Origin of the sequence: Erwinia sp. JH02, assembly GCF_013074405.1 — a bacterium.
GTDB lineage: Bacteria > Pseudomonadota > Gammaproteobacteria > Enterobacterales > Enterobacteriaceae > Erwinia > Erwinia rhapontici.
Genome location: NZ_JABANZ010000013.1, coordinates 109,458 through 115,931 on the forward strand (window position 1 = coordinate 109,458; position 6,474 = coordinate 115,931).

A 6,474-nucleotide genomic window follows, 5' to 3' on the forward strand; every position below is an offset into this window, starting at 1 on the left:
ATCGCCTCGTTTTTGTACGCAAAAACTAACACGTTATAGTATGGTCAACTTCGCTACAATATGCCTTTCTCACGTACGGGTTATTCCGATGAAACTGACTATCATCCGCCTGCAACAGTTCTCAGAGCAGGATCGCAGTGATTTAAAAAAAATCTGGCCTGAGCTTGAGACTCAGGTGCTGGAAGCCACACTGAACGAACAACATCAACTGTATGCGGCACGCTTTAACGATCGGCTGTTGGCAGCCGTTAACGTCGAGATCACGGACAGTGAGGGGCGATTATCGCAGCTCGATGTGCGTGAAGTTACCCGCAGACGCGGTGTCGGCCTTTACTTAGTAGAAGAGGTGTTGGCACAAAACCCGGCAGTACAGCACTGGTCGGTTGCCGGGGATGGCACCTCAGACCCCGTGGTCATAGCCGCCTTTATGCAGGCGGCCGGGTTTACACAGCAGAACGATGAGTGGGCTTATAACAGCCAGCAGAGCAGATAAAACGCCAGCAGGGTCAGCAGCACGCTGAAAATCATATTTCTTACCCATGCCGCGATAACCACCCCAACAACGGCACCTGACAGGTAAGGGTTATCCGGCAGACTGCGCAGCATACCGTCTTGCAGCAAAATGATCGGCCCACAGATTGCCGTCAGTAGACAAGGGGCGGAATAGTTTAGCGCCTGGCGCAACGGCGCCGGTAACCGGACAGGCACGCGCGGCTCCAGAAACAGATAACGATTGAAAAACACCAACCCTGCCAGGCTGAGCAACAGTAGCCAGCTCATTGCACTTCTCCCCGGGCACGCGCCACCATCACCGCTATCGCCATACCCGTTAATCCCGCCAGCATCACCGCCCCGTCGACCTGCATCAGGCTGAAGACCATCGACAGCACCAGTGAACTCAGTACACCAGCCAGTACGCTGAGGCGCTTTATCATCGGCACCACAAGGGTAATAAAGGTCGCGACAATCGAGAAATCAAGATGATAACGCGACAGATCAGGGATCGAGGCCGCCAGTAATATTCCGGCCAGACTGAACAGATTCCAGCAGAGGTAAAAGGTCAGTCCGGCACCGAGCAGGTAACCCGGCGTCAGGGATCGTGCTGCCTTTTGTCCACTGCTCAGGGCAAACAGTTCATCACACAGCAGGAAGCCCGTGGGCAGGCGGAAGCGGGCCGGAAAGCGCGACACGGTATCGCGCAGGCTGAGTGCATAAAGAAAGTGCTGTGAGGTGATGAAAAACACCGACAGTACGATGGTGGTGACTCCGGCGCCAGAGGTCAGCAGGCCTAGCGTGACTAACTGCGCCGCCCCGGCAAAGACCAGCGCCGACATCCCGACGCTTTGCGGTAACGTTAGTCCGGACTGCACTGCCATCGATCCGGACAGTATCCCCCAGGGCACCACAGACAGGCACAGCGGCAGCATATTCACTGCGCCGGTAAAAAAGCCAGACCAGCAATGAGCATCTTGCGGCGGCTGGGGTGAACTTAGTGTGTCTGACATAGATAATGTGCTCCTCTGAATAAAATCAGGGAGCAGTGTGAAGACGTGACGGGATGAAGGATTGAATAAAATTGCGCGGGGAATTAGCGCGATGCTCCCGGTTTTATTGCCCGCAGATAGTCGCCGGGTGTGACGCCCATGGAGTTTTTGAAATGACGAGTGAAATGACTCTGATCGGAGAATCCGCACAGCGTAGAGACCTGAGCCAGCGTTTCCCCGCGCCCTAGCCGTTCACGTGCTTTACGCAGGCGTGCCTGCACCAGCCAGGCGTGTGGCGTCATACCCGTGCTCTTTTTAAACTGACGCAGAAAATGCCACGGACTGAGCCCGGCAACATCGGCCAGCTGTTGCAGTGACCAGTTCTGTTCTGGAGCCGCCGCCATTAAGTCCTTCACCGGTAACAGCGCCCGACCAGCCTCGGGCATCACCAGCGTCGCGGGACGCGTCCGGCTGTAACGAACCATCAACCAGGAAAATGCCGTCAGCAATAATGACTCTTTCAGCAGGCTGTTGCCCGGCTGCGGCAACAGCGAGAAAGCCAGCCGCAGCTGAGCAGAGAGTGCCGGATCGTGCAGCACCGCATCAGGAAACCACGGGACCGGGCCTGCATCGCTGCCTGACACGGCCGCCAGCCGCGCAAACAGGTCGGGATGCGGATAAATTGCACGATACGACCAGCCGCCAGCGACTTCCGAACAGCCGGTGTGCACTTCATCGGCATTGACCAGAATAATGTCACCGCTGGGCGCAACATGGTCTCCCCCGGATCGCCAGAAGCGCTGCGCACCGGTTTCTATCACCCCAACGCAGAAGGTCTCATGCACATGGCGCGGGAAACGACGGCGGTGATAATTCGCCTCCAGCATGCTCAGTCCATCAAATTCCTCGAAGCAAAACAGCGTGGCCTTCTCTTCGGGGGCAGCGTTTGCGTCCATTTTCATTCCGGGTAGTAGAACAAAATTGCTCTTTGCTCAGGGTTAAAACCCTCACTTTACGTCAGCGGCGGGGAAATTTCTTGTTTTGCACGCCAGCAGAAAACAAAAAACCGCCCCGAAAGGCGGTTTTTAACGTCAGGGCCAACAGGCCTGTCCAGACAGAAGGTGCTATCAGGCTTCAATCGCCAGACGCAGTTTCTTCATCGCGTTCTTTTCAAGCTGACGCACACGCTCTGCGGAAACGCCGTACTGATCGGCCAGCTCCTGCAGGGTGGTTTTGTTGTCGTCGTCCAGCCAGCGGGCGCGGATAATATGCTGACTGCGTTCGTCCAGCCCCAGCATCGCATCACTCAGCTTATCAGCCGCGTGATCGTCCCAGTTATCTTCCTCAATACCATTCGCAAAGTCGGAAGACTTATCCTGCAGGTAGAGCATCGGCGCCATTGAACGCCCTTCGCCTTCGTCGTCCGGCGTTGGGTCAAAGGTCATGTCCTGCGCGGCCATGCGCGATTCCATTTCCAGCACGTCTTTGCTGCTGACGCCCAGTTCACGCGCCACCATTTCGACTTCTTCCTGGTTGAACCAGCCCAAACGCTGCTTAGCTTTACGCAGGTTAAAGAACAGCTTACGTTGTGCTTTGGTGGTGGCAACTTTCACAATACGCCAGTTACGCAGAACGTATTCATGAATTTCGGCTTTGATCCAATGCACAGCAAAGGACACCAGGCGCACCCCTACTTCCGGGTTAAAACGGCGCACAGCTTTCATCAGGCCGATGTTACCTTCCTGGATCAAGTCTGCCTGCGGCAGGCCATAACCAGAATAGTTACGAGCAACATGAACGACAAAGCGCAGGTGAGACAGGATCAGCGTTTTAGCTGCTTCCAGATCGCCCTGGTAATGCAGCTGTTCAGCCAACGCTTTTTCCTCTTCTGCCGTCAGCATAGGCCAGGCATTAGCTGCCCGGATGTACGCATCCAGGTTGCCTAAGGGAGCAATAGCTAAAGTTTGCATTTCTTTGGTCATTCAAATCCTCTCTGTGTTAAGCGTGGTGACAGCGCCAGTCCCTGACGCGCTGACTACACTACGCGAATTGCCGACAAAAATCGAAAGCAATCTGTGCGAAGCTTTGGGTCTAAATCTGCCTACTATGATGCTAAAACCACCCAAAAGTTCAATCAGATTAGTGGAGGTTTTACACATAATATGCGGCGCATGAAAGGAGCAGAATCGCAGGGGGAAGTGACAAGTTGATGAACTTCCTCTGCGGTAAACTCTCACGCAGCAGAGGAAGATTATATCAAAAAAACGTGTAAAGGGGTTACTGAGGCGTAAATCGGCGTAAATGTTGTACCGTTGCCAGCCACGCGGCCACCCAGCCAATCATTGCGGCAATCAGTAGCAGCAGCAGGCTTTCATCCCACGCCAGACCGTGCAACCCGAAGGTGGTGCCAAACACAGAAGCCACCTGAGCCACCACCGACTCAAGCCGCAGCACCAGCACTTCAGACAGCACCAGTGACAACAGTGCACCACAGAAGCCCAACAGTGCGCCGCCGTATAGGAAAGGTCGCAGAATAAAACCATCGGTGGCACCGATCAGCTTTTGCACATTAATGGTGTCACGCCGGGCAAAAATACTGAGACGTACGCTGTTACCAATCACCAGGAACACAGCCACAATCATCAGAATACCAATCATTGATGCAACCTGTCCCACCAGCCCGGTCAGCGCCGCCAGGCGGGCAAACCAGCTGTCATCCATCTTCACTTCATCAATACCCTGCACTTTTGACACGCGGTCACGCAGGCTATCCATGGTGGATGAGTTCTGGAAATTCAGCTTCGGCGTAATGATCGCAACCGCTGGCAGCGGGTTCTGCTCCAGCATGTCCATCGCACCGCCAAAACCAGACCAGTTACGGAATTCGCCCAGCGCCTCTTCGCGTGACAGGTAGTTAACCTTGTCGACGCCCTCTTCTTTTTTCAACTGCGCCACGACATTTTCAGCGGCGTCGTTATCCAGTGTTTTGCTCAGATAAACGGTCAGTTGCGGGGCGGGATACCACTGATCTGCCGCCTGACTCACATTTTTCCAGACCATATAGCAGACACTGGGCAGCGTCAGAGAAATGGCGATGACCATTACTGTCAGCAACGTGGCCAGCGGCTGGCGCCACATGTCAGAGAGTGAGCCATGCATTGCATAACGCCACTGCTCTTGCCATCCGCCTTTTAGCGCTTTGCTTTTAGATGGCACCTTCTGCTTCACCGCTTTGGCTGCTGCCGGGCGGGGATTGCGCTTATTCGCCACGATGACCTCCGTGCAAACGTCCCTGGTTTAGCGTCATCAGTCGATACTGACGGCTGCCAATCAGTCCCATATCATGCGTCGCCATCAGAACGGTGACGCCCACACGGTTGAACTCTTCAAACAGACGCAGAATATCTTCTGATAATGCCTCATCGAGGTTACCGGTTGGTTCATCCGCCAGCAGAACGGCGGGCTTGTTGACGACCGCACGGGCGATGCCCACACGCTGTTGTTCACCGCCAGACAGCTGAATCGGGAAGCTTTTTGCTTTATCGAGCAGGCCAACTTTATCCAGTGCGGCTGAAACGCGACGGCGAATATCTTCACCGCTGGCCCCGCTGATAATCAGCGGGATCGCCACGTTGTCATACACCGAGCGATCCATCAGCAGATGGTGATCCTGGAAGATCATACCGATCTGACGGCGCAGAAACGGGACTTCACGGCTTTTCAGACGGCTGATGTCGTGGCCGCCAAACCAGATATGCCCGGCACTCGGGCGCTCAATGCCACAGATCAGCTTCAGCAAGGTACTTTTCCCCGCCCCGGAATGTCCGGTCAGAAACGCCATTTCGCCAGGACGCAGATGAAAATCTACCCCCTGCAGCGCTTGCCGACCGCCGAGATAAGCCTTACTGACTTCTTCAAAGCGAATCATCCTAATTTAATCCTCTCGGGCAAAAAGTGCCTCTATAAAATCGTCAGCCTTAAACGATCGTAAATCTTCAATACCTTCGCCAACGCCGATGTAGCGAATCGGAATGTTGAACTGATCTGCCACCGAGAAGATCACCCCACCTTTCGCTGTACCATCAAGCTTGGTCAGGGTAATCCCGGTCAGGCCGACGGCCTCGTGGAACAGTTTAGTCTGGCTGATGGCATTCTGGCCGGTGCTGGCATCGATTGTCAGCATTACCTCATGCGGCGCCTGCTCGTCGAGCTTCTTCATCACGCGGGTGATTTTTTTCAGCTCTTCCATCAGGTGCGATTTATTCTGTAAACGCCCGGCCGTATCGGCGATCAACACGTCAACGTGGCGCGCCTTCGCAGCCTGGATGGCATCGAAGATCACTGAGGCGGAATCTGCGCCAGTATGCTGCGCCACGACGGGAATATTGTTTCGTTCTCCCCACACCTGCAACTGCTCAACGGCAGCGGCACGGAAAGTATCGCCTGCGGCCAGCATTACGGATTTACCTTCAGCCTGGAACTGACGCGCCAGCTTGCCGATAGTGGTGGTTTTACCCACACCATTGACGCCGACCATCAGGATAACAAACGGCGTTTTCCCCGTAACATCCAGCGGCGCTTCAACCTTAGCAAGAATCTCAGCCATTTCGCTTTTCAGCAGGCCGTACAACGCTTCGGCATCACGTAACTGCTTACGGCTCGCCTGCGCCGTCAGGCTGGCAATAATGCGGCGTGTGGTATCCACGCCAACATCTGCAATCAGCAGCTGCTCTTCCAGCTCTTCAAACAAATCGTCATCAATTTTTTTGCCACGGAACAGGCCGATGAAACCAGAACCCAGATTTTCACGGGTTTTGACCAGGCTGCGCTTCAGACGGGCAAAGAAACCTTCTTTGGTCGGGCGAACTTGCTCCACCACTGGCTGAAGTTCTTCTTCCATAACCTCAGCGGCCAGGGCAGCCGCTTCGGCTTCGGCACGGGCAGCCGCTTCGGCTTCAGCACGGGCTGCCGCTTCGGCTTCAGCACGGGC

At 55.0% G+C, this 6,474-nt stretch carries 8 protein-coding genes; 1 reads left to right on the forward strand and 7 read right to left on the reverse strand.

Translation table 11 applies throughout. The annotated features are described in order from the left end of the window. The first annotated feature begins 88 nt into the window (after window positions 1-88). Window positions 89-493, forward strand: coding sequence for an aspartate 1-decarboxylase autocleavage activator PanM (gene panM, locus HHI26_RS22390; protein ID WP_171149715.1), 405 nt, complete (start codon window positions 89-91; stop codon window positions 491-493). Here panM and HHI26_RS22395 read toward each other — a convergent pair. The 7 genes from HHI26_RS22395 to ftsY form a co-directional block, all read right to left on the reverse strand. Continuing rightward, entirely contained in the window at window positions 469-780 is a 312-nt protein-coding gene (locus HHI26_RS22395; RefSeq protein WP_133846612.1) for an AzlD domain-containing protein, read from the reverse strand. The genes panM and HHI26_RS22395 overlap by 25 nt on opposite strands. Then, the gene (locus tag HHI26_RS22400; protein WP_241008334.1) at window positions 777-1,427 is read right to left on the reverse strand and encodes an AzlC family ABC transporter permease; all 651 of its coding nucleotides are present in this window, start codon (window positions 1,425-1,427) and stop codon (window positions 777-779) included. Before HHI26_RS22400 ends, HHI26_RS22395 begins: the two co-directional genes overlap by 4 nt. A 161-nt stretch (window positions 1,428-1,588) precedes the next feature. Next, window positions 1,589-2,440 (reverse strand): AraC family transcriptional regulator, encoded by an 852-nt coding sequence (locus HHI26_RS22405; RefSeq protein ID WP_133846610.1) that lies wholly within the window; start codon window positions 2,438-2,440, stop codon window positions 1,589-1,591. A 171-nt stretch (window positions 2,441-2,611) separates the two neighbouring features. Continuing rightward, window positions 2,612-3,466 carry an RNA polymerase sigma factor RpoH gene (rpoH, locus tag HHI26_RS22410; RefSeq protein WP_133846609.1) on the reverse strand — a complete coding sequence of 285 codons (855 nt, stop codon included), beginning with the start codon at window positions 3,464-3,466 and terminating at the stop codon, window positions 2,612-2,614. A gap of 295 nt (window positions 3,467-3,761) precedes the next feature. Continuing rightward, window positions 3,762-4,754: a permease-like cell division protein FtsX gene (gene ftsX, locus HHI26_RS22415; RefSeq protein WP_133846608.1), complete on the reverse strand. Its 993-nt coding sequence runs from the start codon at window positions 4,752-4,754 to the stop codon at window positions 3,762-3,764. After that, window positions 4,744-5,412, reverse strand: coding sequence for a cell division ATP-binding protein FtsE (ftsE, locus tag HHI26_RS22420; RefSeq protein WP_133846607.1), 669 nt, complete (start codon window positions 5,410-5,412; stop codon window positions 4,744-4,746). Before ftsE ends, ftsX begins: the two co-directional genes overlap by 11 nt. Window positions 5,413-5,418: 6 nt before the next feature. Further along, window positions 5,419-6,474, reverse strand: a 1,056-nt coding sequence (gene ftsY / locus HHI26_RS22425; RefSeq protein WP_241008333.1) for a signal recognition particle-docking protein FtsY, incomplete at its 5' end; no start/stop codon positions are given.

What these genes read in the sequence shown, in the direction of transcription:
- panM (WP_171149715.1), top strand. Translation starts at nt 89, where the DNA reads ATGAAACTGACTATCATCCGCCTGCAACAGTTCTCAGAGCAGGATCGC.
- HHI26_RS22395 (WP_133846612.1), bottom strand. Translation starts at nt 780, where the DNA reads ATGAGCTGGCTACTGTTGCTCAGCCTGGCAGGGTTGGTGTTTTTCAAT.
- HHI26_RS22400 (WP_241008334.1), bottom strand. Translation starts at nt 1,427, where the DNA reads ATGCTGCCGCTGTGCCTGTCTGTGGTGCCCTGGGGGATACTGTCCGGA.
- HHI26_RS22405 (WP_133846610.1), bottom strand. Translation starts at nt 2,440, where the DNA reads ATGGACGCAAACGCTGCCCCCGAAGAGAAGGCCACGCTGTTTTGCTTC.
- rpoH (WP_133846609.1), bottom strand. Translation starts at nt 3,466, where the DNA reads ATGACCAAAGAAATGCAAACTTTAGCTATTGCTCCCTTAGGCAACCTG.
- ftsE (WP_133846607.1), bottom strand. Translation starts at nt 5,412, where the DNA reads ATGATTCGCTTTGAAGAAGTCAGTAAGGCTTATCTCGGCGGTCGGCAA.